The sequence below is a fragment of the Bacteroides sp. 14(A) genome, from assembly GCF_000526555.1.
GTDB lineage: Bacteria > Bacteroidota > Bacteroidia > Bacteroidales > Bacteroidaceae > Bacteroides > Bacteroides cellulosilyticus.
The window spans coordinates 1,238,750-1,263,625 of record NZ_JAGH01000001.1; the positions used below are offsets into that span (position 1 = coordinate 1,238,750).

At 43.2% G+C, this 24,876-nt stretch carries 28 protein-coding genes; 8 read left to right on the top strand and 20 right to left on the bottom strand.

The genetic code is table 11. From position 1 onward, the window contains the following. Positions 1-888, bottom strand: coding sequence for a DMT family transporter (locus K429_RS0104460; RefSeq protein WP_007217330.1), 888 nt, complete (start codon positions 886-888; stop codon positions 1-3). 158 nt (positions 889-1,046) lie between these two features. Here K429_RS0104460 and K429_RS0104465 point away from each other — a divergent pair, with 158 nt between their 5' ends. Then, complete coding sequence (locus K429_RS0104465) at positions 1,047-1,901, top strand: hypothetical protein (protein WP_025726168.1); 855 nt, start codon at positions 1,047-1,049, stop codon at positions 1,899-1,901. On the opposite strand, the gene K429_RS0104470 is transcribed toward K429_RS0104465, so the two are convergent. After that, on the bottom strand, positions 1,894-2,316 hold the full coding sequence (locus tag K429_RS0104470) for a DUF2867 domain-containing protein (protein ID WP_022210848.1): 423 nt from the start codon (positions 2,314-2,316) through the stop codon (positions 1,894-1,896). The two genes, K429_RS0104465 and K429_RS0104470, sit on opposite strands and share 8 nt — an antisense overlap. Positions 2,317-2,446: 130 nt before the next feature. On the opposite strand from K429_RS0104470, the gene K429_RS0104475 reads away from it, so the two are divergent. Continuing rightward, positions 2,447-2,911 carry a GNAT family N-acetyltransferase gene (locus tag K429_RS0104475; RefSeq protein WP_081750830.1) on the top strand — a complete coding sequence of 155 codons (465 nt, stop codon included), beginning with the start codon at positions 2,447-2,449 and terminating at the stop codon, positions 2,909-2,911. Positions 2,912-2,960: 49 nt separating this feature from the next. Here K429_RS0104475 and K429_RS0104480 read toward each other — a convergent pair whose 3' ends face one another. Continuing rightward, complete coding sequence (locus K429_RS0104480; protein ID WP_022210846.1) at positions 2,961-3,821, bottom strand: GyrI-like domain-containing protein; 861 nt, start codon at positions 3,819-3,821, stop codon at positions 2,961-2,963. 109 nt (positions 3,822-3,930) lie between these two features. Here K429_RS0104480 and K429_RS0104485 point away from each other — a divergent pair, with 109 nt between their 5' ends. From K429_RS0104485 to K429_RS0104505, 5 genes are all read left to right on the top strand, one after another. After that, on the top strand, positions 3,931-4,635 hold the full coding sequence (locus tag K429_RS0104485) for a TIGR02757 family protein (RefSeq protein WP_007214877.1): 705 nt from the start codon (positions 3,931-3,933) through the stop codon (positions 4,633-4,635). An 83-nt stretch (positions 4,636-4,718) separates the two neighbouring features. Continuing rightward, the gene (locus tag K429_RS0104490; protein ID WP_025726170.1) at positions 4,719-5,522 is read left to right on the top strand and encodes a helix-turn-helix domain-containing protein; all 804 of its coding nucleotides are present in this window, start codon (positions 4,719-4,721) and stop codon (positions 5,520-5,522) included. Positions 5,523-5,616: 94 nt separating this feature from the next. Further along, complete coding sequence (locus K429_RS0104495; protein ID WP_025726171.1) at positions 5,617-5,982, top strand: VOC family protein; 366 nt, start codon at positions 5,617-5,619, stop codon at positions 5,980-5,982. 56 nt (positions 5,983-6,038) lie between these two features. Continuing rightward, positions 6,039-6,314 (top strand): putative quinol monooxygenase, encoded by a 276-nt coding sequence (locus tag K429_RS0104500; RefSeq protein WP_022210843.1) that lies wholly within the window; start codon positions 6,039-6,041, stop codon positions 6,312-6,314. A 222-nt stretch (positions 6,315-6,536) separates the two neighbouring features. Continuing rightward, positions 6,537-7,862, top strand: a complete 1,326-nt coding sequence (locus tag K429_RS0104505) for an MATE family efflux transporter (protein WP_025726172.1) — start codon at positions 6,537-6,539, stop codon at positions 7,860-7,862. 248 nt (positions 7,863-8,110) lie between these two features. Here the strand turns inward: K429_RS0104505 and K429_RS0104510 are convergent, their stop codons facing one another. Beyond that, the gene (locus K429_RS0104510) at positions 8,111-8,494 is read right to left on the bottom strand and encodes an MmcQ/YjbR family DNA-binding protein (RefSeq protein ID WP_022210841.1); all 384 of its coding nucleotides are present in this window, start codon (positions 8,492-8,494) and stop codon (positions 8,111-8,113) included. An 896-nt stretch (positions 8,495-9,390) separates the two neighbouring features. On the opposite strand from K429_RS0104510, the gene K429_RS0104515 reads away from it, so the two are divergent. After that, positions 9,391-10,620, top strand: a complete 1,230-nt coding sequence (locus K429_RS0104515) for a site-specific integrase (RefSeq protein ID WP_010801651.1) — start codon at positions 9,391-9,393, stop codon at positions 10,618-10,620. A 68-nt stretch (positions 10,621-10,688) separates the two neighbouring features. On the opposite strand, the gene K429_RS0104520 is transcribed toward K429_RS0104515, so the two are convergent. From K429_RS0104520 to K429_RS0104600, 16 genes are all read right to left on the bottom strand, one after another. Next, positions 10,689-10,991, bottom strand: a complete 303-nt coding sequence (locus tag K429_RS0104520; protein WP_010801650.1) for a helix-turn-helix domain-containing protein — start codon at positions 10,989-10,991, stop codon at positions 10,689-10,691. Between the two features lie 4 nt (positions 10,992-10,995). Beyond that, entirely contained in the window at positions 10,996-11,160 is a 165-nt protein-coding gene (locus K429_RS0104525) for a helix-turn-helix domain-containing protein (RefSeq protein WP_025726173.1), read from the bottom strand. 296 nt (positions 11,161-11,456) lie between these two features. After that, positions 11,457-12,194: a DUF6047 family protein gene (locus tag K429_RS0104535; protein WP_010801649.1), complete on the bottom strand. Its 738-nt coding sequence runs from the start codon at positions 12,192-12,194 to the stop codon at positions 11,457-11,459. A 57-nt stretch (positions 12,195-12,251) separates the two neighbouring features. Further along, positions 12,252-12,581 (bottom strand): hypothetical protein, encoded by a 330-nt coding sequence (locus tag K429_RS0104540; RefSeq protein WP_007655512.1) that lies wholly within the window; start codon positions 12,579-12,581, stop codon positions 12,252-12,254. Positions 12,582-12,592: 11 nt separating this feature from the next. After that, on the bottom strand, positions 12,593-13,309 hold the full coding sequence (locus tag K429_RS0104545; protein ID WP_025726174.1) for a DUF6047 family protein: 717 nt from the start codon (positions 13,307-13,309) through the stop codon (positions 12,593-12,595). Continuing rightward, complete coding sequence (locus K429_RS30585; protein ID WP_009860284.1) at positions 13,310-13,486, bottom strand: hypothetical protein; 177 nt, start codon at positions 13,484-13,486, stop codon at positions 13,310-13,312. A gap of 5 nt (positions 13,487-13,491) precedes the next feature. Further along, complete coding sequence (locus K429_RS0104555; RefSeq protein ID WP_010801646.1) at positions 13,492-14,526, bottom strand: DUF6047 family protein; 1,035 nt, start codon at positions 14,524-14,526, stop codon at positions 13,492-13,494. 111 nt (positions 14,527-14,637) lie between these two features. Then, positions 14,638-14,844, bottom strand: a complete 207-nt coding sequence (locus K429_RS0104560) for a hypothetical protein (protein ID WP_008156786.1) — start codon at positions 14,842-14,844, stop codon at positions 14,638-14,640. Between the two features lie 112 nt (positions 14,845-14,956). Further along, positions 14,957-15,586 (bottom strand): RteC domain-containing protein, encoded by a 630-nt coding sequence (locus K429_RS0104565; protein ID WP_010801645.1) that lies wholly within the window; start codon positions 15,584-15,586, stop codon positions 14,957-14,959. Between the two features lie 195 nt (positions 15,587-15,781). Further along, positions 15,782-17,080, bottom strand: coding sequence for a sigma-54 dependent transcriptional regulator (locus tag K429_RS0104570; RefSeq protein WP_010801644.1), 1,299 nt, complete (start codon positions 17,078-17,080; stop codon positions 15,782-15,784). Next, positions 17,052-19,427: a hybrid sensor histidine kinase/response regulator gene (locus tag K429_RS0104575; RefSeq protein WP_025726175.1), complete on the bottom strand. Its 2,376-nt coding sequence runs from the start codon at positions 19,425-19,427 to the stop codon at positions 17,052-17,054. Before K429_RS0104575 ends, K429_RS0104570 begins: the two co-directional genes overlap by 29 nt. A 108-nt stretch (positions 19,428-19,535) precedes the next feature. Continuing rightward, a complete protein-coding gene (locus K429_RS0104580) occupies positions 19,536-20,282 on the bottom strand; it encodes a M15 family metallopeptidase (protein WP_025726176.1) in 747 nt (248 codons plus the stop codon). Positions 20,283-20,309: 27 nt separating this feature from the next. Beyond that, complete coding sequence (locus K429_RS0104585) at positions 20,310-20,789, bottom strand: hypothetical protein (RefSeq protein WP_025726177.1); 480 nt, start codon at positions 20,787-20,789, stop codon at positions 20,310-20,312. 326 nt (positions 20,790-21,115) lie between these two features. After that, entirely contained in the window at positions 21,116-23,242 is a 2,127-nt protein-coding gene (locus K429_RS0104590; protein ID WP_025726178.1) for a C13 family peptidase, read from the bottom strand. Further along, positions 23,223-24,284, bottom strand: coding sequence for a BMP family ABC transporter substrate-binding protein (locus K429_RS0104595; RefSeq protein WP_010801639.1), 1,062 nt, complete (start codon positions 24,282-24,284; stop codon positions 23,223-23,225). The genes K429_RS0104590 and K429_RS0104595 overlap by 20 nt, the downstream gene beginning before the upstream one ends. 29 nt (positions 24,285-24,313) lie before the next feature. After that, complete coding sequence (locus K429_RS0104600) at positions 24,314-24,853, bottom strand: hypothetical protein (protein WP_010801638.1); 540 nt, start codon at positions 24,851-24,853, stop codon at positions 24,314-24,316. Positions 24,854-24,876 lie beyond the last annotated feature (23 nt).

The following is a 24,876-nucleotide window of genomic DNA, read 5'->3' on the forward strand; positions in this document are numbered from 1 at the left end:
TTATTTTCTTTCTGTTTTCTTTTCATGCCACACCACTACCGTCACTGCTGACAGTATCAGTAGAATGCCTAAAGCACTGTGCACCGTGAAATTTTCTTTGAATACCCAGCATCCGATGGCTACGGCAGTAAGTGGTTCCAAGGCTCCGAAGATGGAGGTTAGAGTGGGTCCGATGTGTTTAATAGCCTTTACCAAAGTTATATTTGAAATGGCTGTTGCGGGCAGTGCCAATCCGAGAATATTCAGCCATGCATATCCGTCTGTGGTCAGGCGGATGCCGCTCGTCAGACATCCTCCTATAATAAAGAATAAGGCTCCCAGCCCCATAACATAGGCAGTCAGTGCTGTAGATGGAATGTTTACAGCACGGCTTTTGCGTACTCCGATAATGTATCCGCCGTAAAAGAAAACGGAGCATATAGCAGCGGTCAATCCTATGGTTGTATTGCCTCCTTTAAAGTCAATCTCTCCCGATGATAGCAATGCTGCTCCTATCAGCGAAATCACTACAGCAAATAGAATTGAGAATGACTTTTTTTCCCGGAAGAAGAACATCATGGCGAGGGCAACAGCCAATGGATACATGAAGTGGATGGTTGATGCTACTCCGCTGGCTATGTGCTGGTATGCGATGACCAGGCTCAATGAGGTTGCGGCACGGAAAAGACTCAATATGAACACTGTTCCGAAATCCTTCCGGTTGATACAGAATGTTTCACCTAAAAAGATGCCGAATATGATTAGTGTAAATGATGCGACTCCCCACCGATAGGCTAATACTTCGAAAGAAGAAAAACCTGAGGATAGCAGGGATATGGTGAAAAAAGGTGCCAATCCAAATGTTGAAGAAGAAGCTGCCGCGTATATATAACCTTTTATGTTGTCCATAGTTCTGATTGAAATTATAGATCGAATTTGAAATCCGGTGCAAAAGTACAAATTGCAAAGGTGAAAAAAACTATAATTGAGAGCAAAATCGCTTTTATATTGTTATTAGCACAATGCCGGTTAAATCTGGTTGGTGTTTACTTTAAAATAAAAATCTTATGGGAAAGAATTTATTAGTCTTAAGTGTATGGGTAAGCGTCCTGATGCTTGCCTCATGTGTAGGTAGCAAGAAAGAAACGGTGACTTATACTCCTGAAGAAATAGCAGATGCGGGGCAGGTGATGAAATACTACGACGCCTCATTGGCTCTGTTGAAAAATATGGTAAAGGAGAGGGATGTAAATGCAGTATTGGGTTATATGGAACAAAAGACGGAAGTACCCATGTTTTCATATATCATGTCTCCCGTCATTTCGAAAAAAGATTCTGCGGAGGTGATGTTACCGGGTGAATGCTTCGGTGCAGATGTCAGACAGAACCTGATACAGAATTATGCGGAGCTTTTTCAGTCGAGAAACCAGTTCTATGCTAATTTCAATAAATACTTGTCTCTCTTGAAAGAAAAAAAGACCGAAGGGATGGCTGATTTGCTGAATGATAACTATGAATTGAGCGTGGTAATGTCTGAATGTAAGCAGAATATATTTGATATATTGAGCCCGATTGCTTCAAATGCCCAGCGGGTTCTTCTGGCAGAAAATCCTGTGAAAGAGCAGATCATTGCGATGAAAAGCATGAGTACGACTATGCAGAGCATCATCAATTTGTATGCCCGTAAGCATGTTGAAGATAAATCCCGCCTGGATTTAAAGATTATGGAACTGCGACTTCAACTGGATGCGGCAGAGAAACTACTGGTAGTAAAAGGACACGAGGAAGAATCAGAGAAATTCAAGGATTTCCTGTCTAAAACAGAAGGATTTCTGAAAATAGTACAAGATGCCCGTCAGAAGAACTCATATGCTGATGAGGACTTTGAGGAAATCAGTAGCTATGGATTGGGTATTATATAAGTTCTTTCGCTACACGTGGCACAATCATTTTATGGAAAGGCTTAATAAAGAAGAAATAAGCCTTTCCTAATGCATTGTGATATTGAACCACGGTTGTTATATCTATCAGGTCGTTTCCTATCTTGGCAATGGAGACATAAAACAATAAGTGCTTATCATCTTTCCTCATGATAGCCTCATTTTCCGTATCTTCTATTATACAATCTTCTGTTTTCAACACTTTTCCGGTTTCAAGCCCCAAAGGTTTTACCAGAATATTCCTGACCTTCATTAAAAAATTGAGCCACGCCGGGGAGTGATTGAATATTTTTTTGATTAGTTCTTTGGGAATTATCTGTTCTGCAGGCTTTCTGGATTTCAAAACGAATGTATCATGATAATCTGCCGGAAGATATTTGTCGATAAGTCTTTCCATATCTTTGAATAAAGTTGGGTTAGTTAAATGTCCTGTACAAAGATAGTGTTTCCGGATGGAATAATGGGAATGTCTTAATCATCATTTCCAGAAATTTGATATCTTTGTTGCGAACAGTAACTTAACTATTATGAATACTTTGAGTTTAACCCCAGGGATAAGCGTTCGAAGATTAGACTTATCTGAATATAAAGAGGCCGCATCTCTTTCTTTGGAAATATATCTTCAGACGGGTGAAGAGGATTTTGATGAACAAGGATTGGAAACTTTCAAAAGCTTCGTCAATGATGAGGCGATGATAAACAGCTTGGTCATTTATGGTGCATTTGCTGAGGCAAGACTTGTGGGTGTGATGGCAGTCAAAGCTGAAGGGAAACATATTTCCCTGTTTTTCATACGGGAGGCATATCACCGGAAAGGTATAGGCAGAAGATTATTCGATGTTTTTATCGAAGAGACTTCTGTGCCGGAAATGACTGTAAATTCCTCTACGTATGCAGTGCCTTTCTACAAAAGTCTGGGATTTGAGCAGGTACAGGAACCGCAGATTACGAATGGACTGAAGTATGTGCCGATGAAAAGAGAGATAAAGTAATAGTTATATATTGCGGACAAAGACTATTTGCCCGCAATATATAAGATGATTATTCTACCGGAATGAAGATTTCTGTCAACAAATCCTCCGGTTTCGTATTGCATGGATCATTCAGATAACGTTCGGCACTCGACTCGTCTCTCATCGTACATTCCATCTCGGGAATGAACTTTCCGTAAATCGTGTCGTATACACTTTGCAGATACTCATAAGATCCTTTGTAGGTAAACACTGCATAACGTCCGGCAGGCAATTGCTTGAAGCCGACATCCCCTTTGGGAGTTACGGTTACAGGCATCACCATGCAAACATCGGTACGCAACTTGTCGGCAGGCGTCACTTTGGGATCATCGTGGTACATACAATAAGGGGCCATGTCACCCATCGGCAGTTTTTCTTCTTTGATGAATTGGAACAAACGCATCCATGTGCCTCCGTAATCATTCATTTTATAGTCTCCGAACAGGCGGATATAAATTACATTTCTGGCAGGCACTTCTCTTATTTCTTTCTTTAACTCTAAATCGGGTCTGATAATTGCTGGTTTCATAATTACAAAGTTTTTATTGTTACGATACTCATTAGGTGAAATTCCATAGAACTGCTTGAATACTTTCGACAGTGACGATGGTGAGGAATAGCCGATGCGATAAGCGATATCTGCAATAGGCAAATCCGAGTAACGCAACAGGCGGGCGGCAGATTCTGTTCGTGTCCGGACTATGAACGTCCCGATCGGCTCGCCCAGAAATGCTTTCATGATGCGATGGAAGTAGAATGGAGAGAAATGAGAAATCTTGGCCAACGATTTCAGATCAATCTCTTCTCCAAGATGGAGGTTGATGTAATCTACTACTGCATTTACGCATTTCTGATACTCTTCACGCGTGGTCTTCTTGCTATGTTCCATAAGTTCTTCTTTGAATTTCACGATGCAAAAATAAGGGTAAATAGAATAGGGGACTTGTCCAAAGTTGCTATAAATTCAATATCTTTGTACCCCCCATGATTTTAAAGAAATGACCAAAGATATAAAAAAGAAACTACAGGAGTGGGCAAAGACCTATCATTGTGCGGATTTTATTCAAAATGATCCGGTACAATTCCCGCATCGTTACCGGCAGAAACAGGATATAGAAATCAGTGGTCTGCTGACTGCTATTATGAGTTTTGGCAATCGTAAGCAGATTCTGAAGAAGGCTGATGAATTACACGATTGTATGGGGACGTCTCCTTATCAATATGTACTTTCCCGTCGTTGGGAGAAGGATTTTCCTGCTGAGGAAAAACGTAGCTTCTACCGCATGCTTTCGCATGCCGATTTTTATTCTTACTTTGAACGCTTGTATGCTGCTTATTCCCGTTTTGAAAGTTTGGAAGAGGCGCTCCAAGTGTATTCCGGACTACCAATAGAGAAACTCTGTGCTTTTCTGGAAGTATCTTCCCGCAGTCCTCAGAAGAAGCTGAATATGTTTCTCCGCTGGATGATACGTAAAGGACCGGAAGTTGACTTCGGGATTTGGGAAAGTTTTGATTGCAGGGATTTAATCATTCCTTTGGATACGCATGTCTGTCGTGTAGCCCGATTGTTGGAACTTACCGAGACGGAAACTTTTTCCTTGAAAAATGCACAAAGGATAACTGCCGCATTAGCGGAAGTCTTTCCGGATGATCCCTGTTACGGTGATTTTGCTTTGTTTGGCTATGGGGTGAATAATAAATAGGGAATGTCCCTTTTTTACTATTTCTCCCCATTCCTTTTGTTTACTTTTGCGGCAATTCATGAGATATATCATATATTTGTCGTATGCAAACTTTTCGTATCGTAAAACCTGCTCCTGCATTGGCTCTTTATATCCGTTATTATTGGATATTACGGGATGATGCTCTTACTCCTGTGTCGGAACGGACATTGCCTGTTGGCTGTATGCAACTGGTATTTCATAAGGGTAGGCAATTATTATCATTGCAAAATTCACAATTACAACCACAATCTTTTATTTGCGGTCAGTCTTTCGGCTTTTCCGACGTTATGTCGACGGGAATGATTGAAATGATAACAGTGGTTTTCCAGCCCTATGCGGCAAAGACTTTCCTGCGAATCCCGCTGCATCTTTTCTTCGGACAGAATATCTCTACGGATGAAGTGGAAGATACGGAACTCTCTGATTTATCCCGGAGAATCGTGGATACTCCGGATAATGACCAATGTATCCACTTGATTGAAGACTTTTTCTTCCATCGTTTGGTTTCCTGTTCCGAATACAATCTGAAAAGACTTTCTACGGTTTTGAGTGAAATAAACCTCCATCCACAGGTCAGCACATTAGAGCTTTCTGATGTGGCCTGCCTCAGTTCCAAGCAGTTTGGCCGTATATTTGCTGATTATATAGGTACTACTCCTAAAGAATTCCTTCGTATTGTGCGCATGCAGCGTGCTCTTTATACTTTGCAACAAGATCCGACGTTGCCTTTTGCCCAGGTAGCTTATGAGTGTGGCTTTTCCGACCAATCTCACATGATTAAGGAGTTTAAACTCTTCTCCGGCTATACCCCTGCCGAATACCTATCTGTCTGTGCTCCTGTCTCCGATTATTTTTCTACTCTTTAAAGATGTCTTTTTTCTTCTATTGAGGGTTACAGGCTTGCCCTATTTTTGCATTGTCTTTGCAAAGGCATAGTAAAAACCATAAAAAGAAAACAAAATGAAAAAACTAATTGCATTTTTTGAAATTCCAGCTGCTGATTTCCACCGGGCAATCGATTTTTATGAAACCGTGTTGAATATGAAACTTCCGACTTGCGAATGTGAGGAAGAGAAGATGGCATTTTTCACTGAAGGGGATGAATTTGTCGGAGCAGTTTCTTGTGCTTCTGATTTCCTTCCTTCTGAAAAAGGGGTGCTCATTCATTTCAATGTAGATGAGATTGAGCCTACTCTTGAAACAATTTTGAAAAAAGGCGGGAAAGTCGTTATTCCCAGAACAAAGATTGAGGCAGAGGGTAGGGGATATTTCGCTGTATTTGTTGATACGGAGGGAAATCGCGTCGGTATTTATGCAGATAAATAATCAGCATTTCTGATTTTTCTGTTTACATTTGCAGCACATTTCTAAATTGTACAAATATGATTAGACTGAATGTTTTTATTCAAGTAAGTGAAAGTAACCGTGCTGCGGTGTTGGAAGCTGCAAAAGAGTTGGTAGCATCTTCTTTGAAAGATAAAGGTTGTATTGCCTATGATGTTTTCGAAAGCGCTACCCGTAATGATGTCCTGATGATTTGCGAAACCTGGGAAGATGCGGAATCGCTGTCTGTTCATGAGAAAGCAGAACATTTTGTTACATTGGTTCCCAAAATACAGGGACTGGCTTCCATGAAGTTGGAGAAGTTTGACTTCTGACATAAGTAGAGAAGGTATGTCAAAATGAAGTTTAGAACACAAATTACGCAAATTGCACAAATAATATAAGATTCATGTTATTGAAAATCAATGATTAATGAACTACTTATTTGCGTGATTCGCGTAATTTACGTTCACTTTTCCTATTTTGGCACACCTTTTTGTCTTGTCATATTATTCACCTGAATGACAGAGCATAATTGGTGGTAATCGACTTTATCTATGAATTTCAGTTATAAGCAAATTTGGCTAATAGCGTATCCTATTCTTATCAGTTTACTGATGGAGCACATGATAAATGTTACGGATACAGCTTTTTTAGGTCACGTAGGTGAAGTGGAGTTGGGAGCATCCGCGTTGGCGGGAGTGTTGTATATGGCTATTTATATGCTCGGTTTTGGATTCAGCATCGGTGTTCAAATTCTGATTGCGCGTAAAAATGGCGAGCGGAAGTATGGCGAAATAGGTGGAATATTCATGCAAGGTGCCTTTTTTTTGCTGGCATTGGCAGCCGTCATGTTTTTCTTGTGTGACTCTATTACAACACATATTCTCAGCCGTCTGATATCTTCCGATCAGGTTTATGCCGCTGCTTCTTCTTATTTGGAGTGGAGGAGGTACGGGCTTTTCTTTTCCTTTATTGCAATTCTGTTCCGGGCTTTCTACATTGGTATCACTGAGACGCGCACTCTTACGCTTAACTCTATAGTAATGGTGCTCAGTAATATTGTTTTCAATTATATTTTGATATTTGGAAAATTCGGTTTCCCGGCTTTGGGTATTGCAGGTGCGGCAATAGGTTCTTCGCTGGCAGAGTTGGTATCGTTACTGTTTTATGTGGCATACACCAGGCTGAAAGTGGATAAGAAAAAATATGCTTTATTTCAACAGTTTAGTTTCAAACTGTCCGAATTTAAACGCATTTGGAATATCTCATGTTGGACCATGCTTCAGTCCATATTGTTTCCTTCACAATGGTTCTTGTTTTTCATTGCTATCGAACATTTGGGAGAGTGTCCTTTGGCGATAGCCAATATCATGAGGAGTATCAATACTTGCTTCTTTATGGCTATTTTTGCTTTTTCCGATACTACCAGTTCTATGGTAAGTAATCTATTAGGGAGTGGAAAAGAGAAGAGCGAAATCTGGCTTACCTGTAAACGTGCCATACGATTAACTTATATGATAGGTATACCGTTCCTATTGCTGTCCGCTTTGTTCCCTACCGTGTTATTGCAGATATATACCAATAGTCAGGAGTTGGTACAGGCAGCATTACCTACTATGTACATCATGTTATTAGGATATCTCCTTTCAGCTCCCGGACTGGTGCTGTTTAATGCTGTTTCCGGCACAGGAAATACAAGCCGGTCTATGAAAATCATGTTGATAACCATTTCCATTTATGTTGTTTATGTGGTTGTTATGGTTATGTACCTGCAAGTGGATGTCGCTATAGCGTGGACAAGTGAATATATTTACGGGGGTATGTTGCTGTTGCTTTCCTATCTGTATCTGAAAAGCGGGAATTGGAATAAACGCATTTAATTACGATCCTGGTATAAGAATCTTTTAATTTTCTTGCGGGTGAGGAGGAGGTTGGGAGGCTTCTATTTTATTTCATTCTATCTTTTCTTCTGTTTGCAATAAATACAATAATCGTAGTGTACAGTTCTTGGCTTATTACATTCAGGACAGGCATATTTTTTATTCTGATTTGCTAAGAAAGTTTTTTCTCCATTGTTTTGAATATAATGGAGATTATCAAGCATGCTCATTCCATATCTCATTCTGTATTAATTTTCATCTTTTATTCCCAAAGTACTGCGATATTCCTGTTGTTTCTTTTTAGGTAATTTCTTGATTACCTCTTCTATTGAATGATTGATTAATTCCTTTATAAGGCTATCCGGCACATCACTTTCCAGATATATGGTAATCCAGTGTTTCTTGTCGGAAAACGGGCCGAATGCAATGCCATTATATAGCTCCATCAGTTCTGTCGACTTGGTGGAGTCACATTTTGTGTCTGCCCAAAATCGTCCATCTTTAGGATTTAATGGAGCAAAAGTGAACATCTTGTCCATGATTTTATAGACAAGGGTATTTTCGCCAAAGGGGAAACTTTCTGTTGCTCCTTTGATGCTTAAACAATATTCCCGATATTCTTCAATATTCATGGCTTTATTCTTTTTGCATTGTTTCCTTCCTCAATCAGGCTTCAAAAATACGATTTCTTTTCATGAAGCATACAAAAATTCCATTAAAAGAACGGATTACCCAAAATGCACGCTGCATGAGTTAAAATATCAGCATTAATATATGGGTGGTGTTAGATATATAGATGCTGCGCGTCCGATGTATAGATACAACATGTCCGATAAATTAATCTAATTGTCTGGAAGGGGTGAACTCAAAAAGCTCAATTATACAAAAGAGTTTTTTGCCAGCACTCCTGCACAGGTGTACCTCAAACCCTTTATTGATCGGCATTTGAAGGTGTGCTGGCAACCTGAAAATTAGTGCTGGTAAACTGTTTGCCAGCACTAATTTTGCAGTGAATGTTTACAATATTTTCATCTATCTGATTGATTTATAGTGAGTAGCCCGATAATTACCGAATTGAGCTTTTCTACACGAATCTATGCGAAAAATGTGCTGTTTTAACTCTTTTTTACTCTAAATGCGGATAATTTCCCGTAGACTTCGCAAAGATCTCCGCGCACACTGTCTTCCGTTTCAGCAGGTGACACCGACTGTTTCAATAGGGGAAACACTTTGTTTCATTGCTTGAAACACTCTGTTTCACACCGAGAAACAAAGTGTTTTTTAAAGATGCGTAAAGATAATGCAACCATGCTAAAAATCAAATAGTTATAAAACATATTTTTTAGCGAGGTCGGAAAAGAAAGCAAAGGAAAGCATATTTGGAAGGGAGTTACGTTACCAAATCGTAACTCACCTCCAAAATCCTCCAAAAAGAATATAATAGATTAATTTTCAATCAGTTGCTCGCTTTTGCATAACTTCAAATAACTCAACAGTAATTAAATTTGTAACTAAAAAAAGTTGAGTTATGAGAAGTACATTCAAAGTGTTATTTTACACAAAAAAGCAGTCAGTAAAAAACGGTAAGGCACCTATTATGGGGCGTATCACCATCAATGGAACCCAGGCAGGTTTCAGTTGTAAGAAAGAAGTATCCCTTACGTTGTGGGACGTCAAAGCCAACCGGGCAAAAGGTAAATCCGAAGAAGCCCGTACTCTCAATCAGGAACTTGATTATATCAGGGCTCAGATTACCAAGCATTATCAATACATTTGCGACCATGACAGTTTTGTCACGGCTAAGAAGGTCTATAACCGTTACGTCGGTTTTGGTGAGGACTATCACACGCTTATGGCACTTTTCAAAGAGCAACTTGAATCGTATAAGGAAAAGATAGGTAAAGGAAAGGCGGAAAGCACTTACCGTGGACTGGTTGCCGATTATAAAAGCCTTCTGCTTTTCATGAAAACCAAAAAGGATATCGAAGATATAGCTATTGATGAACTTGAAAAACCGTTCATTGAAGATTATTACACATGGATGCTCGGAACGGCTGGAAATGCAAACGCTACAGCATTTAACCGTGTCAACACCCTGAAATGGTTATTGTACATCGCACAGGAAAGAGGCTGGATAAGAGTCCATCCGTTTGTATCCTTCGAATGTGTGCCCGAATACAAAAGACGTTCCTTTCTTTCCGAAGAGGAACTGCAAAGAATAATTCATGTGGAACTCAAATACAAGCGTCAGCGTGCCATGCGTGATATGTTCCTATTCATGTGCTTCACCGGTCTTGCCTATGCCGACCTGAAAGCCATAACCTATGACAATATCCATACCGATTCCGACGGCGGCACATGGCTGATGGGAAACCGAATAAAGACAGGAGTTGCATACGTCGTAAAATTATTACCGATTGCTATCGAACTGATTGAAAAATACAGAGGTGTGGATGAAAAGAAAGATTCCCCCGATTGTGTTTTCCCTGTAGGTGAATATAATACTATGTTCCTCAGTCTCAAAATCATAGGCAAGAAATGCGATTGCCGAACTGAAGTCACCCCACATATCGGACGCCACACGTTTGCTGTTTTGGCCATCCTCAAAGGGATGCCGCTGGAAACCCTGCAAAAGGTTTTAGGGCATAATTCCATTCTCTCCACCCAGATATATGCCGAACTTATTAACCCGAAAGTCGGTGAGGATACAGACAAACTGTGCGAGAGAATCGGCCACATTTACAAACTTGCCATGTAGCATGACAATAAAGAGGAACGTCCCCCAAGCCATAGCCCGGAGGACGTTTCTTTTCTCTCTTTATTTATTTATTTCCTGAATCGTCTGAAATCCCTGTAGTTCTTTCTCAGCACTTCATACAATCCACTTTCCGGATAAAGCAGTTTCCCACCGATAGTGGTATAGGGTACCGCCTTTTCATCTCTCAGCGTCTGCAACGTGCGCCGTGAGATATGCAGCATGGCGCATACATCGTCCCCGGTCAGGTAATGTTCATCCGCAATCGTCGGGCGTATCCGTGCCGTGGCATCCTCCACCGCTTTTCCTGTTCTCCTGATCCATCCGGTCAATTCCTTAAACTCTTCCGAATCTTTTGTGATAATCTCCGCCATACCTTTATTTTCTTTTGGTTAGTCCGCTTTCCAGAATCTCCTGAATATCCACTTCCCGGTAGAAGAACTTTCCTCCTATACTCGAGTAAGGGATAAGTCCGTTGTCCCGATAGTTTTGCAGGCATCTTTTCGATATGCCCAGTGCCAGACATACATCCTGCGCATCCATTCATTTGTCCGGTGCGGGCGGGGCAATCCTTTTCTGAAAGTCACCCATTTGTACGGCCAGCGTACTGACCAGCTTCCTCAACTCTTGATACGCACTTGTTTCAATAATCGTCAGTTCCATACTAAAATCACTTTTAAGTTTTTGAATATACGGCAAAATAAGGCACATCTTACATACCTTCCAAACCTCTTAAATCAAAGTCACCCGTTGGCGTGCATTGGCCTGATAAAACAAAAGCCCGTTGCTGCATCCACGCAGCAACGGGCCTTCCATTCTTTTACTTGTCTTTTGTTATTCTACATCTTTCTGCCTTTACTCTTTTTCGGTATTTCTTTTTCAACCTTCATTTTCGGAATGGCATCTTCTTTCTGCCGTGTATCGGGAAAATGCTCATACAACAGTTTTCCGGCCAGTTTCTTCGCCTTCTCCTGCATCTCGTCATACACATCCCATCTGTCCCGACTCAGCAGCTTGTTTTCAATTCTTTCAAATTTCTCATGAAAACTGAAATTGTCCGGATACTCGTCTATCAGTCCATCCCTCGGATAACCCTTGTCCATGATATACAGCAATGTCATCCGGTCATAGTTATCCATGCTCCGAGCTAAACCAAGCCCCTTCTCATTATCCGTCAGCCGGGCATAATTCTCCCATGTGGGTGAAAGGTCATACTCCTCCTTGTCCGTAACACTTTTCAAAGCCGATTTATCCAGAAAGGCATCTGCCGGAATCTTCTCCATTGGTAGCAGACTGTCATAATTATCATAACAGCGGTTTATTTTCCCCGCCATCAGCGAAGGCCATCCCCGAAGCTCATATACCGTCAGCGACTTGCCTTCAAAGTCCGGCTCAAAGAAACGCCTCTCGATATTCGCCTCCATAAAAGCTCCATATTGGTGGTTTCCCTTATAATCCCGGCTGAAAAGCAATACCCCCTTGTCTGTTTCAACACCCGTATAAAATTTGTTCCCGTGTTCCAAGTCATCCAACATATCCGCCACCGCTACGGGTGACGACTTTATTTCTTTCCACATTTTCGGCGTGAGCCAGCGGGTATAAGTCTCATCCTTCGAAAACGGGTCTATTTCATTTCACAGGCAATACACTACTTCCGACAGACGTTGGTATCTCTGTAAAATGATCCCATGTTCGTCCATCGCCTTTTCCAGCCTTTTCAGGTAATCCTCATTGTTTCCTTCCTGCAAGGGAGGTACGATACCCATATCGGGCACATTATAATACATCAGGCCCATAGCCGGCATTTCCTCGCTTTTCAATGCCTTTTCCACATCCTTCTGCATGAACTCTTGAAAACCTTCCTCACCCGTACCTTTCATGCTGATATGTACGGGATTGAAAAATTTGTCCACAGTTATATATACGCTGCCGCTTTTTATCGTTCCGTTCTGTTCATTTTCCATATATTAAAGAATTAAATGTTTATACCCTGTCCTTTCTTTTTAAACGGTATCCTTGTTTTCACTTCCGTCTCCGGAAACCTTGCATTATCCGGTCGTGTAACCAGCAGCGAGACAATCCGTTCCTGTTCCTTTGAGAGTGGCTCACGCATCAGTTGCAAGTTTCTCAGCCGGTTAAAATTTCTTAGTGTAGGTGCCATGTCGCACCGCTTCGTGCAAATCCCGTATCGGAGTATATCCGGTGAAGCAGTCTTGCAATCCCCGATTTCCGTCCGAAATTCTGCATCCAACGGTGCCACCTCATGGAATCTCAATTCCTCCGGCTTTCGTTTCCCGTTGAAGAAGTGTCCGGTCAAATCGTTTAGAAACTCTTCCAATGCCTTGTCCCCTTTGTCCGTTTTTCCCAGTAGCAACACCTTCTGTCCGTATTCCACTGCCGTACAAGTAGGAAAAACGGCCAGTCCGTTTCTTATCACGTCCCCGTTCATTCCGAAACGGTGCCCCAACCGCTTGTAGTTATCATTCTCCAATAAGACCGTATGTTCCGCCGATGACGACAGTTGTACGATACCCCTTTCCTCACAGAATGCCGCGTCCCGCAGTCTTACCACACCCGAAGGATGAATCCTTTCCCGTTCCAATACCGGCGTGAGCCGTTCCAAATAATTCGCATTATCCGTTCCGAGTATGGGGGGAATCAGACTTTTGTCTCTGAAGTCGAAACGGAACATTCAGTGGTCGGGTACAAATTCCCTGCTTGCAGTATGAAACCGTACGTTGTTGCTGATATATCGGGAGAATCCTTCTTCTCCCTGTCCCCGCATACTTAAATAAACGGGGCGGTAAAAAGCATCCAGCGTCATATACAGACTGCCGCTTTCCACCGCTTGCATTTTCTTTTCTTCCATAAATTCTATATGATTAGTTGTTTCTTTTCCTTTTTATCCGGAGTAATGGAGGCCACATGCTTTGCCTGCCGTTGACCGTTACCCCGTTTCTGCGCAGGAACTTCCCGTATGGGGGCTGTATCGAATGATTTACCTGTCTTTTGTTCTTTAGAACGCTGATAAGAAGCAGTTTGCATTCTTTCTGTTTTTTCCATTCGGTTGATACTTCCGCCCAACTTAAATTCCCCGTCCGTTATATGGAACTCCGATTGCAGAATATCCCTTGCCATTACCTTCGCTTCCGTCTGCAAGGCCGCATAGCCGAAATCATGTGACGACATTGGCGCCGATTGCCGTGCCTTGATGCTGTCACCCAACTTTTCAGCCAAATCTCGGAACTCATACTCATAACTGAACGGATGAAAATAGTCTGCCGCCACATGACCGGCATATCCGTTTTCCGAAATATAAAGCAGAGAGGCCACGTCATAATTACATGGCGAAATACCCAGATTGAAGTCCTTCGTCAACCGGTCAAAGTTACTGTAATCCGGTCTTAAATCGTATTTGTCCGTACAGACGGCACCTTCCAGCATTTCTTTTCCTGCCAGTTTCTCAGAAGTAAAGCTGAACTCCGATTTACGCAGTTGCATATCGGCACTACGCAAATCGCTTTTCGCCAGTTTGTCGATGCAGTTGTCCGCCAGTTCCGCCACTTGTCGGGAAGGTGTCTCTATCTCATACAGTCTCAATGTTTCCACCCCTTTGGTCATATTGAAAAATCCATCCGCCAGATATTGCAGATAGCTGTTGCGAGCTTTCATACCCTTTTCGTTGTCCGAGAAGAACAATACGCCCTCATCCGTCGCCACGGCATACACTCGCCACTTTTCGCCCGACAGTTTTTCATTGTTCCAGCCTTCCGCCTCGTTATGCCGGATAAACTCTTTATATTGCTTGTCTTTTTGCAGTGCTGTGGATGATGCCCGGCGGCTGAACAGTTTCAACCCCGTTTTCAGCGTATAGGCCGCATCCCTCAAAGGAATCCGCCTTCCCGTCACTGCCTTGTGTCTATGGATAGCCGGAACCAGAGTATGAAAATACCAGTTCGCCAGTTCTCCCCGTCGGGAAGGTATCTTCCCTTTATCTGCGAAATCCGCTTTTAGAATCGTTCAGCCGGGTAGGTAGCCCCGTTTGTCGAAGCTCTTCACCATCTTCCCGATATAATCCTCATACGCTTTCGGTGTGGCATCACCCGTGTGTACATCCACCGGGGTATTTTTTTCGTCCAGCGTGATGAACACGCTCCCTGGCCCTTCCGCTGTCCGCCCCGATAAACGGGTTATCCAGCGGGTCGTCCAATCTTTCAGTAATCCCATAATCTTGATTTGTTTACAGAAGTTTTATAGATGCAAAGAAAGCGCTTTGACCGTCAATCTGCAACACGGCGGACACACAAGTCACCTTTTGGCGGCTGTTGGCGTGCAAACTTTACGCCAGCCGTTCGTCCAACATCTTGATATAGCTTTTGCGAATAGAGTCAATAAAAGGAGTGGAAACCGTACAGCGATCAAACACCTTTCCCCGCTTGGTGTATAAGGCATTTATTTTCAGGTTAAAAGCATCCTCGAATACTCTGATGACATCTACAACAGTAAGTTTCTTCCCTTCCGCGCAGTCCACAACCCCGGCAGCCATCAATGCGGCCACTAATTCTATCAGGTCATTATCCGTACCGTTCCAGCGAAGTGTTGATTTCCGTTTATTACCCTGCCGGTGAATTTCCATTTTCATACTGGTGTCACCTGCATGATAACGGAAATAATCTTTCGTTATTTCTATCTCCGTTTCCAATAATGAAAGAGTCTTGCTGATAAACACATCGTAGAGTATATGTCGTCCTCCTTCCATGACGTTACAAGTCTGTTGCATAAAAGAAAGTTCTATTTTTGTGTAGTTCAACCGTCTTAGTAGCTTCATTCTATCCTCATCTTGCGACAGTTCGGCAAGCTGATTTGCGAAATCGTCATAGGCGGCAGGTAAATCTTCCGACATAAGTTCAGAGCCTGTCATGTAAGAGGTGAACATATTGAATAGAAGAGTATTTGTCAATGTTCTCATGGCATTAAAATTTAAAGTTTAAAACTGTCCGGTTTTCACCATCACTTGTCATAACCATAAAGGACAAGTGATATGCCACAGAAAAGCTAATACATTAATATATTGATAACTAATATATTAAAATTTGCTATCTCCAAAACGTGTCTGCATTTATTATCCCCATCAGACACAATGTGTTCAGAATTATGGACACATTCAGTTTAAACCGTATTTTTTCAGTTTCAAATAAAGCGTGCTCCGGGATATACCCAACAGCCGGGCGGCAGCTTTCCGATCATTACCCGTAGTTTCCAATGCTTTCACTATCGCTTCCAATTCCGTACGCTCCATATCCAGCCGGTAATCATCCGATGGTTTTATCTCTACCGGAAGGTTGATGTCTTTAAGTGTAATCCATTCATCCTGCGCCAATACACACGCACGCCTCACCACACTTTTTAACTCACGGATATTGCCCGGCCATGAATAAGCCCTAAAAGCCTTCCTTACGTCCATGTCAAATTCCTTCACATTCTTTCCTAATTCCTCGTTCGCATAGGAAAGAAAGAATCCGGCCAACGGAATAATATCCTCCGGACACTCTTTCAATGACGGAACATGAAGTGGAAACTCGTTCAACCGATGGAACAAGTCTTCCCTGAACCGCCCCTCACTTATAGCCCGTTCCAAATCCTCATTGGTGGCTGTAAGCAGCCGTATGTCCGTTTGTATTTCTTCCTTTCCACCAAGAGGTCTATAACGTTTCTCCTGCAAGGCACGTAATAGTAATACCTGAGTTTCCATGTTCAGATTACCAATCTCATCCAGAAACAATGTCCCATGATTGGCGGCAGCAAACATGCCGGTTTTATCTTCAGTTGCTCCCGTAAAAGTTCCTTTTTTATGTCCGAACAATTCCGATGCGGCCAGTTCCCGTGGTAATGCCCCGCAATCCACCGCTACAAAAGGAGCGTCCGAACGTCTGCCGAGTGCGTGTATCTGACATGCCACCCATTCCTTACCCGTACCCGATGCACCCCGTATCAACACGGACAAACTGTCTGCAGGAGCTACCAAACGTACCATCTCCTGAAGTTTTACTGCCAGCGGACTTTTGCAGACATAAAAAGCCTGCTCCGGATTTCTCCTTTTCTCCCTGCGTTCCAACAATTCACGGATGACGTCAAGTACTTTTTCTGTTTGTACGGGTTTGGGGAGATAATTGTCGGCCCCTTTCTTTACAGCTTCGACAGCACCAGGTATATCTCCATATCCTGTCATGATTAGAAAAGGCATACGATACCTATGTACCCTCATCCATTCAAGCAGTTCCACACCATTACAGTCACCAAGGCGGAAATCTGACAAGACCAGATCTACTTCGTGACCGCTTAGAAATTCTTTTGCGGAATTTACTGACAGCACGTAACGGGCATCCATCCCGTTTTTTACCAGCCAGTTAGCGGTAGTACGTGCATATATTCGATCATCTTCTACTACCAATATGGTTTTCATCCGGTTCATACTTTAATTCTTTCGCTTTTTTTACGGCCTGTTCCACTGCTCCCATCAGTCTTTTAATACGGGCATCCAATTCCTTACACCATTTTTCAGAGGATAGTGAAGCCATCTCTTCCAGTTCATTCAAGGGTACATTGATACGAATCATCCCCCATAATGGAGCAGCTTTGTGTATGATATGCCTCAATTGCATATAATTTGCCGTTTCCAAAGCGTCCTGCATTTCAGAGAGTTCCTTTTCCGTGTCCTCTATGAACATATCCAACAGTTCCATCGCATTTTCTTCCCCTTCCATGATAGTTGTAAAATTCGTCCTGTCTATACATGAAGTAACCGAAACTAATTCTCTTTGCGAGAAAGGCTTATATAGGCAGTTCACAAAACCTGCATTTATAAAATACTCCGGATTTTTGTCCGCTTGTGCGGTTACCGCCAATACGGGAAGTGTCTTTGCTTGTCCGAGGTTGCTACCCCGAAGCAAGGTCAGTACCCCGTAACCGTCCATTTCCGACATTCTCATATCCGTCAACACCAGGTCATAACGATTGCGGCGTAATGCCTCAATCAGTTCACTTACATTCAGGCAACAATCACATTTCACCCCATGACGTACATACATTTTTTGGATTACTTCAAGTTGCATCCGGTCATCATCTATTGCCAGTACTCTCATTCCTGAAAGAACGCCACATGCCAAAGAAACCTTTGTAGTCTTTCCATTTGTCTCACGCAAAGGCAGACATACCTCGAATGTGCTTCCATGTCCCGGCGTGCTTTGGACATGGATAGTTCCCTTCAGCAATGTCACCAATTTATATGTTATTGCCAATCCCAGTCCGAAGCCTTCTTCCGCATTTGGCGCTTTACCTCGTTCAAAAGCGGTGAATATCTGTTCCTGACTTTCCTTATCAATACCTATACCCGTATCTCTAATGAAGAAGGATAGCTTTCCGACCCGGTATTGTGCACCTACTTGTATATATCCGGCACTGGTAAACTTTACTGCATTTGAGATCAGATTATTGAGTATTTGCACCAACCGTCCACAATCCCCCTCGACAAGCACGTCAGAATCTATTACTTTTATTACCAAGTCCAACCCTTTCTTTTCCGCTATCGGTAGGAATGAGTGGGCAGTATCTTCAATTATTCGCCCCAAATGAAAGATTTCTTTTTCCGGCTGTTCCTTTTCCGCTTCCAGCCTGTAATAATACAGCAGGTTATTTGCCAACCCAATGACATGGCGCGAGGCATGCAGGATATTCATTGCATACCCTTTGCTCTGTTCCGGACTTTTTTCATCTTGTAATAATTCTGCATATTCGCTGATAGTACCGAGCGGTACACGGAGGTCATGGCTTACTGTCAATATGAGGTTACGGCGCGCGGCCAGCAGTTCACGATTCCGGCAGTCTGACGCTTCCAGTTTCAGCCGGTACTCCTGCCTCTTTCTTATGTCCTGGTGGATAAAAAAGTAAAATAACACTATTAGCATGATGGCGATAACAGTTATAAACAGAATGATACGAAATGATTGCTCCCTTAATGCGGTAATTTCTTCTATTTCTTTTTCTGCTTGCTTGATAACTACTTGTTCAAACTCACCAATAAGTGTGTTTATTTGTGAGTTCAGTTCTGTGTTACGGCATTGCAAACTGTCGGAGTAAGTGGTCAGCTTATTCCAGTAGTCGGTATATTGTATAGACATTTCTTTTTGTAGGGAATAAAGTTCCCTGGGTATTTGCTGGGATGCGGACGGCTGTTTCGTTTTTTCCTTTTGGTATGCATAGGCCGATTTTTCTTCTTTCTTTTTAAACAAACCAAGGAAACCGCTCCGTTTTTTCTTCTCCTTTTCTGATTTGCCCGGTAACAATGGAATATGCATTTGTAAAGCGACAGCAGGTATTCTCCGTTGGAACAGACTGTCAGAGCGCAGTAAATCCGAAAGTGTATTCATCACTCCGAGCAACAGTGCCTCTTTTTCTTGTAAGAGCGAAGATATTGTGTCGATTTGTGCATGTTGTATGTCGGATGGATAGTATCGTTTCAGTTCGTTCAAAGTGGTGGTAGCCATTTCACGCTTCATCCGGTATTCATTGAATTTGTCCCTGTCACGTAATAGCAGGAAATCATCAGAAAAGGAGAAGTCAAGCAGTTTTTCAAAAGTTCGGTTCACGGCTTCTCTTTTTTGCCTGATAAGTAATTCGCCACTGTTCAACATTTCCATCTTCTGATGTTCCAGCCACACAAGAGAAACAATGATAGTAAGGAATATGAGTAACAATACATATCCGGTAATAATTTTCAATCGGAGAGATACCAACGAGTTATTTGTTTGCATTTGTTCTGTTTTCATTATAAATTGTACTCGTTTCGTTTTTAGGGGTATGCTTTATTTCTCCAGCTCCACACCTTCAGCAACAATGGTATCGGTCTTGAGATACAATTGTTATAGGTCAATCTCAAAATGCTGGTAATCCTTCAATGAGATCCAGTCTCCTCCCCATTCGAATCCTGCTTCCGTAAAGAGACGGTATGCAAGGTCGTTGTGATCTATCTTGTAGGGTATATCCGTCTTGTTCTCACGGTCGAAAGCGTATGGTTCGCCCGTAGCGGGTTCTATGTGCCAGGATTCGTCATCCTTTTGCTTGACATATGGATTGTAAAGCGTATTGATGTCAATGGCAAGACCAAGTCCGTGCTTGGAAATTTTGGTAGTAGAACCGGTCATGAAGCGGAAGTTGAACGATGAGGAGTTGTTAGCACGCATAGAGCTTTCGTCGTCGGCATCGTAGTTGTCAATGAGCACCATCCGCTCAATGCGGTAGTCTGCCTGATAGAGCCGGCGAAATACATCGATCACTTTATCGGCAATGGCAGCGTTCACCACCATCTCACCCCGTTGTGGGTTACCGTCAGCGTTACGATGCAACACTTTTAAATAACGTAGTTCGGATCGCTTCAAAGGACAGTCCTCTTTCCATGACTTGAGCCACATGCGGCTGAATATTTGGTCGCTGATAGTTTCCGAACGAAACCAGGCATCCACACCGGAGCGTTCTACGTCAGCTTGGGACACCAAAGTTTCGGCTGTCCACTCATCGTCAGGACTTTGATGTCCAAGGTCGTTGTCACATCCAACCAAGAGTATGGTAAAAGACACGACAAAGAGTAGCAGGTATTTTTTTCTTATCATATTTGTTAATGTATTTATTATTTGTCTTTACTTTTCAATCTTCCACTTAGGCAGTTCGCTGCGACGAGTAGTGGAGATGCAGTAGAAGGTAGTGTCGCGGTAAGTGCGAGTGTAGTCTATGGTCACAGTGCTGTCTGTGAAGTTCTTTACATGTACGGTTTGCACCGGTTTATTGGGGTGTGACATATAGAGGGTGTCGTTGTGGAAAGCATATCGAAACCGCAGCTTTTTCATCAGCGTGTCATTTTGGATGACGTAGAAGGTCATCACGCTGTCCGGAGTATAGACTTCGTAGAATTGCTGTTCTTGCGGGTTGTTGATGTAGTCGTAAAGCAGGGTGTCGGAGGCGGTGCCCAGCACGGTTTGAGTCATGGTTTCATAGTACCATGTGCCGATGAAGTTCGGAATGCCAGGTTCTGTGGGATTTGTTTTGCTTGTTCCCTTGCACGATATAAATGCTATTGCTGCCATCAAGGCGATACTGATGATATAAAGTATTTGCTTCATAATGAAAATGATGATTTATTGTTTTACTTATTTATGTTTTTGCTATCCGGAACCCTACTCAGATGTCGGCAGGAGCTATTGTTGTGTATTCTATGAGATCTTCAGCCTGTTAGCTGGTCGAAGCGGCAGGCGTGGTATCGTTCTCTGTTTTTACTATCATTGACTGAAATATTAACATAGACGTTGTAGATGTAGTTGTGCCGCCCATCGGTCTGGCGGTGGGCGACGAGGATATGCGACAATACTTCGTCCAGCCGGTTGATATAGGAATCAAGGCGCATGTTACCGCTGTAAATGCAGGCGTAACGTAGATTGTTTCATTTTGATTATTTTTTGAAGTTTATAAATTCTGACATATCAGCCGAATAAAGGTTGCCGTAGTTTTCAGCGTTATAGACCATCACATGGCTACCGACCGTATTGATGAACAATCGGTAATATAGGTCGCGTAGGGCAATGTTCTTGTTTTCGGTGATCTGCTCAATAAAGGTGGAGGTAAAGCGGTTGCTCATCCATACCTTCATCTCGCCGTTGAACACGTCTGCCTTGGAGGTCTCGTCACCATTGGCAGCCGTGACGAACAACATTCCCGGAATATTCCGGCATTGCTCCATCACACCGCCCGAAAAACAAGCCTCGACCATCATCAGGAGTTTACGATAGCTTCTCTTTTCCCTCATCCGATGGAAAGTCTCGTCAAGTTGGTCACCCATAATGCCATAGGCATCATCGTTCCAGCATAAGGCACCGGGTACTCCGTGTCCGCTCCAGAAGACAAATACATTGTCGTTTGCGGTAGATTCGATTACGATGGGCAGTCTTTCGCTTTTTTCTCCGCTCAGTATGGCAAGTATGTCTTTTGCCTGCAACTCCGACATGCGATAGTCTATCTCTACCTGCTCGTACACGTTGTTTCCTCCGATGGTCACCTGCACAACTCCTTTGTTGGGATTCGACACATTGTCGGCTATATCGTCCTCGGCAATGAGAATGATACGGTCGTCGGTATATCCGGCCTGTTTGAGCTGCTGGTAGATGGCGAGCACATCTGCCTGATGGCGATAGTTGGCCCATTCCTTGGAGGAAGCAACCAGAAGTGCCCAGTTACCGGTATGTACAGGGTAATCGAATTCTCCGGAATTGTTGAAATTCTGCATCTGCGAAGCCTTCCAGTTCCAACCGGCAAGTGTTGCATCCGTGCGGTTTCCTCCATCGCTGGTGTTATAGTCGAGGATGATATACTGCCCGTTGTAAACCTTAAAGTTATAGTAAGTCGTGGCAAGCACATTGGTAAAGACTTTTGCATCAAACCTCAGATGGCCTGAAGCCCCACGGACGTATGGCGACTTGCCGGCAGCAAGCGCATCTACCACAAGCCCCATATCCTCACCCGTCCAGCTGCCCATGTTCAAGTCTTCACCTGAAACAACAGCCCTGAGTGATTTTTGTAACGACAGCTCCGGATTGAACTGCTGATGCCATGCAGCATAGCCGATGAGCATGGCGGCATCGTGGAGCTGTGATTCCCCCAGAGTGGGCGTGGCATTGAAAAAGGTCCGATAACTCACGTCGAACCCCGATTCAGGATCGGCACCAAACGCGACTCCCTCTATCCCTTCGGCTGCATCACCGTGAATCTTGAGCACATCCGCGCCGTAGGCTGTATCCGAAAACAACATCCTCGGTACACTCTGCCCGTTCAGGCTTTGTGTTTTATGCGCTTCAAGCATCGGTCCCATCTCTTCAATCTCAGAGGGGATACATATCACATACTCTGCACCCGACTGCATGGCTTGGCAAGACACATCCGCTATATTATCGGGAGTGTAAGCATAGCTACCCATATTCTTCAACCCGAGTTCGCGTGCCTGAAATGCGAACCAATCAATGAACGTCTGCCCGTAATTGTCATTATCCTTGGCCAAAAGTGCTACACTTTTACCTCCATAGTTAATCACCTTGGAGAGAAGTACCTCACATTGCGTAATGTCGGTTTCGGTCATCGCCCAAAGATAGCCTGTTGATGCGTATGCTCGAACCAGTTGTTCTGTGGTGGCGAGTGTGAAGAATGTCTTGCCCACAAGGGTCAATTCAGCCGCGAGGATTGCAGCGTTGGATGAATACAATCCGCCGATGACGGCATATACCTCATCGTTGAAAGCCAGCGATCGGGCAAGTTCCTGCATATCGGCATTTGCCTCGTCGTAGTATTCAAACTTCAATCTGATACCTGTCTCGTGGTTTTTGAATGCACGTTCAAAGTTGGTTGCAAACATACCCAACGTTCTTTCCCAATGCACAGCAAGTCCTTTCTCCATCGGGAGCACCACGGCGACGGTCTTCTCTGTCCATTGTTTATCGCCATAAGACATGGAAGATTCATCGTCCGAACAGCTCCACAGACCGATCAGGCAGAGGAGCGGTGCAATAAGTTTAATAACTATTCGTTTCATAATACTCTTTCTCGAAAATAACAGCTTGTTGGCGCATGTCATTGACTAAACTGTTGAAATCATTCGCGTATCGGGGCGCGACCAGCCAGTCGGCATACCCGCTTTCAAGACCGTAAAGTTGGTTCTCCGGCATAATTCCCGTGGTGACCCATTCCGTCAGATACCTGTAAATCAATTGGTCGATATGCTTGATGACCGAGCCTGTAATCCAATTGGAGAGACTTGACTGATCAATGTCCATACCTGCAAGGTACGGTGAATCTTCAAATTCCCGGGAGTAGCGGTAGATACCGGCATTGGAGCCACCTGCCACAGGAAAGATGAAGTCGTAATCAACCGCCCAGGTACTCATTTTCTGATAGGCGAGCGAAGCCGACACATATCCCGTCCAATCATCCGCCAGATACTCCACATCGCAGTCGCTGCCGTAACCGGCAACAAAACCGTCTTTGGCTATATTGATGGGACTGTCCGAGTGGTTGGCAAGTAAGACAAGCGGTTTCCTGTCTCCCGTACATTGCCTTGCCACTGCTCCGGCAAGATACGAGGCTCCGAACATAGAAATTTGGAAAGTGTGTATCTGCTTGTCATCATATTGTTTCCGGCTTTCAAACAGCAAAAGGCTCTTGTTGGGAGTCAGGTCGTGTTGAATAAGATGCTTTTCTACCATAGGCTCATAGTCGCTGCTACCCAGAACAAACAACACCGGAATGTCGCTTTCCGGCCGTTTGAGCCAGTCGGAAAAGATTTTCTCAGCTTCTGGCAATGATTCGGGCGAATAGATATAGATGTCAATCTCTTTATGTTCCATCTTGAACCGCTGCACCCCTTCGAGGATGCAATCGTTATAGCTCATGTCGCCCAGCCCGCTTGGAGAGAAGAGAAAAACAATCTGTGGAACCGGAGAAACCGACTCCAACTCATCGGCATGATTGCAGGATGACAACGCTCCTGTTACCAAGAACGTTGTCATTGCCAAAAAGATACGGAAAGGATTATACATGCTAATCAAATACATGATAACATTCCCATAATGTTTCATTTTATAAATATTGTGATCTGTCTCATTTATTATTTAAAATTCTCACCTCCGCATCTATTGCATTTCTTTGGTCTGTAGAGCTTAAATGTCTCCAATCCGCAATCGGAACATACCCACCCTGATACAGGGAATCGTTCCCAAGGAAAATTCTCTCCCTCCAGATATGCTTCGGGAACGATGCGAATAAACAAATCACCGAAATTATCAAGTGCTTTGAGCGTAACGGTGTAAAAGACGCTTTCTTCCGTACCGGGAGCAAGAGAAATAACCCCTTTGTTGTCTGAGAGTTTTATCGTGCGTTGTTTACCATCCCACTGGTCGAGGATAAGACGCTCGCACAGCGTATGGGCGGCCTCCTTCGAGTCGGCAATTATCACCAAAGTACTTCCATCCTCACCTCTTTGATAGAGTTTTTCTGCTTTAGCCTGCTCAACAATCACCTTGTTGATGTTTAGCAGTATCTCTTCGCTTGATACAGCTTTGGGCTCATCATTGTTATCACTACATGAAGAGAATGCAACCATTGTCAGCATAGTTGCAAACAGAATAGTAAAAATCTTCTTTTCCATAATGTTTTACTTTAAATTAAATT

Excerpts from the sequence above, each read along its gene's own strand:
- K429_RS0104460 (WP_007217330.1), bottom strand. The coding sequence starts at position 888 with ATGGACAACATAAAAGGTTATATATACGCGGCAGCTTCTTCTTCAACA.
- K429_RS0104465 (WP_025726168.1), top strand. The coding sequence starts at position 1,047 with ATGGGAAAGAATTTATTAGTCTTAAGTGTATGGGTAAGCGTCCTGATG.
- K429_RS0104470 (WP_022210848.1), bottom strand. The coding sequence starts at position 2,316 with ATGGAAAGACTTATCGACAAATATCTTCCGGCAGATTATCATGATACA.
- K429_RS0104475 (WP_081750830.1), top strand. The coding sequence starts at position 2,447 with ATGAATACTTTGAGTTTAACCCCAGGGATAAGCGTTCGAAGATTAGAC.
- K429_RS0104480 (WP_022210846.1), bottom strand. The coding sequence starts at position 3,821 with ATGGAACATAGCAAGAAGACCACGCGTGAAGAGTATCAGAAATGCGTA.
- K429_RS0104485 (WP_007214877.1), top strand. The coding sequence starts at position 3,931 with ATGACCAAAGATATAAAAAAGAAACTACAGGAGTGGGCAAAGACCTAT.
- K429_RS0104490 (WP_025726170.1), top strand. The coding sequence starts at position 4,719 with ATGCAAACTTTTCGTATCGTAAAACCTGCTCCTGCATTGGCTCTTTAT.
- K429_RS0104495 (WP_025726171.1), top strand. The coding sequence starts at position 5,617 with ATGAAAAAACTAATTGCATTTTTTGAAATTCCAGCTGCTGATTTCCAC.
- K429_RS0104500 (WP_022210843.1), top strand. The coding sequence starts at position 6,039 with ATGATTAGACTGAATGTTTTTATTCAAGTAAGTGAAAGTAACCGTGCT.
- K429_RS0104505 (WP_025726172.1), top strand. The coding sequence starts at position 6,537 with ATGAATTTCAGTTATAAGCAAATTTGGCTAATAGCGTATCCTATTCTT.
- K429_RS0104510 (WP_022210841.1), bottom strand. The coding sequence starts at position 8,494 with ATGAATATTGAAGAATATCGGGAATATTGTTTAAGCATCAAAGGAGCA.
- K429_RS0104515 (WP_010801651.1), top strand. The coding sequence starts at position 9,391 with ATGAGAAGTACATTCAAAGTGTTATTTTACACAAAAAAGCAGTCAGTA.
- K429_RS0104520 (WP_010801650.1), bottom strand. The coding sequence starts at position 10,991 with ATGGCGGAGATTATCACAAAAGATTCGGAAGAGTTTAAGGAATTGACC.
- K429_RS0104525 (WP_025726173.1), bottom strand. The coding sequence starts at position 11,160 with ATGGATGCGCAGGATGTATGTCTGGCACTGGGCATATCGAAAAGATGC.
- K429_RS0104535 (WP_010801649.1), bottom strand. The coding sequence starts at position 12,194 with ATGTGGAAAGAAATAAAGTCGTCACCCGTAGCGGTGGCGGATATGTTG.
- K429_RS0104540 (WP_007655512.1), bottom strand. The coding sequence starts at position 12,581 with ATGGAAAATGAACAGAACGGAACGATAAAAAGCGGCAGCGTATATATA.
- K429_RS0104545 (WP_025726174.1), bottom strand. The coding sequence starts at position 13,309 with ATGTTCCGTTTCGACTTCAGAGACAAAAGTCTGATTCCCCCCATACTC.
- K429_RS30585 (WP_009860284.1), bottom strand. The coding sequence starts at position 13,486 with ATGGAAGAAAAGAAAATGCAAGCGGTGGAAAGCGGCAGTCTGTATATG.
- K429_RS0104560 (WP_008156786.1), bottom strand. The coding sequence starts at position 14,844 with ATGGGATTACTGAAAGATTGGACGACCCGCTGGATAACCCGTTTATCG.
- K429_RS0104565 (WP_010801645.1), bottom strand. The coding sequence starts at position 15,586 with ATGAGAACATTGACAAATACTCTTCTATTCAATATGTTCACCTCTTAC.
- K429_RS0104570 (WP_010801644.1), bottom strand. The coding sequence starts at position 17,080 with ATGAAAACCATATTGGTAGTAGAAGATGATCGAATATATGCACGTACT.
- K429_RS0104575 (WP_025726175.1), bottom strand. The coding sequence starts at position 19,427 with ATGCAAACAAATAACTCGTTGGTATCTCTCCGATTGAAAATTATTACC.
- K429_RS0104580 (WP_025726176.1), bottom strand. The coding sequence starts at position 20,282 with ATGATAAGAAAAAAATACCTGCTACTCTTTGTCGTGTCTTTTACCATA.
- K429_RS0104585 (WP_025726177.1), bottom strand. The coding sequence starts at position 20,789 with ATGAAGCAAATACTTTATATCATCAGTATCGCCTTGATGGCAGCAATA.
- K429_RS0104590 (WP_025726178.1), bottom strand. The coding sequence starts at position 23,242 with ATGAAACGAATAGTTATTAAACTTATTGCACCGCTCCTCTGCCTGATC.
- K429_RS0104595 (WP_010801639.1), bottom strand. The coding sequence starts at position 24,284 with ATGAAACATTATGGGAATGTTATCATGTATTTGATTAGCATGTATAAT.
- K429_RS0104600 (WP_010801638.1), bottom strand. The coding sequence starts at position 24,853 with ATGGAAAAGAAGATTTTTACTATTCTGTTTGCAACTATGCTGACAATG.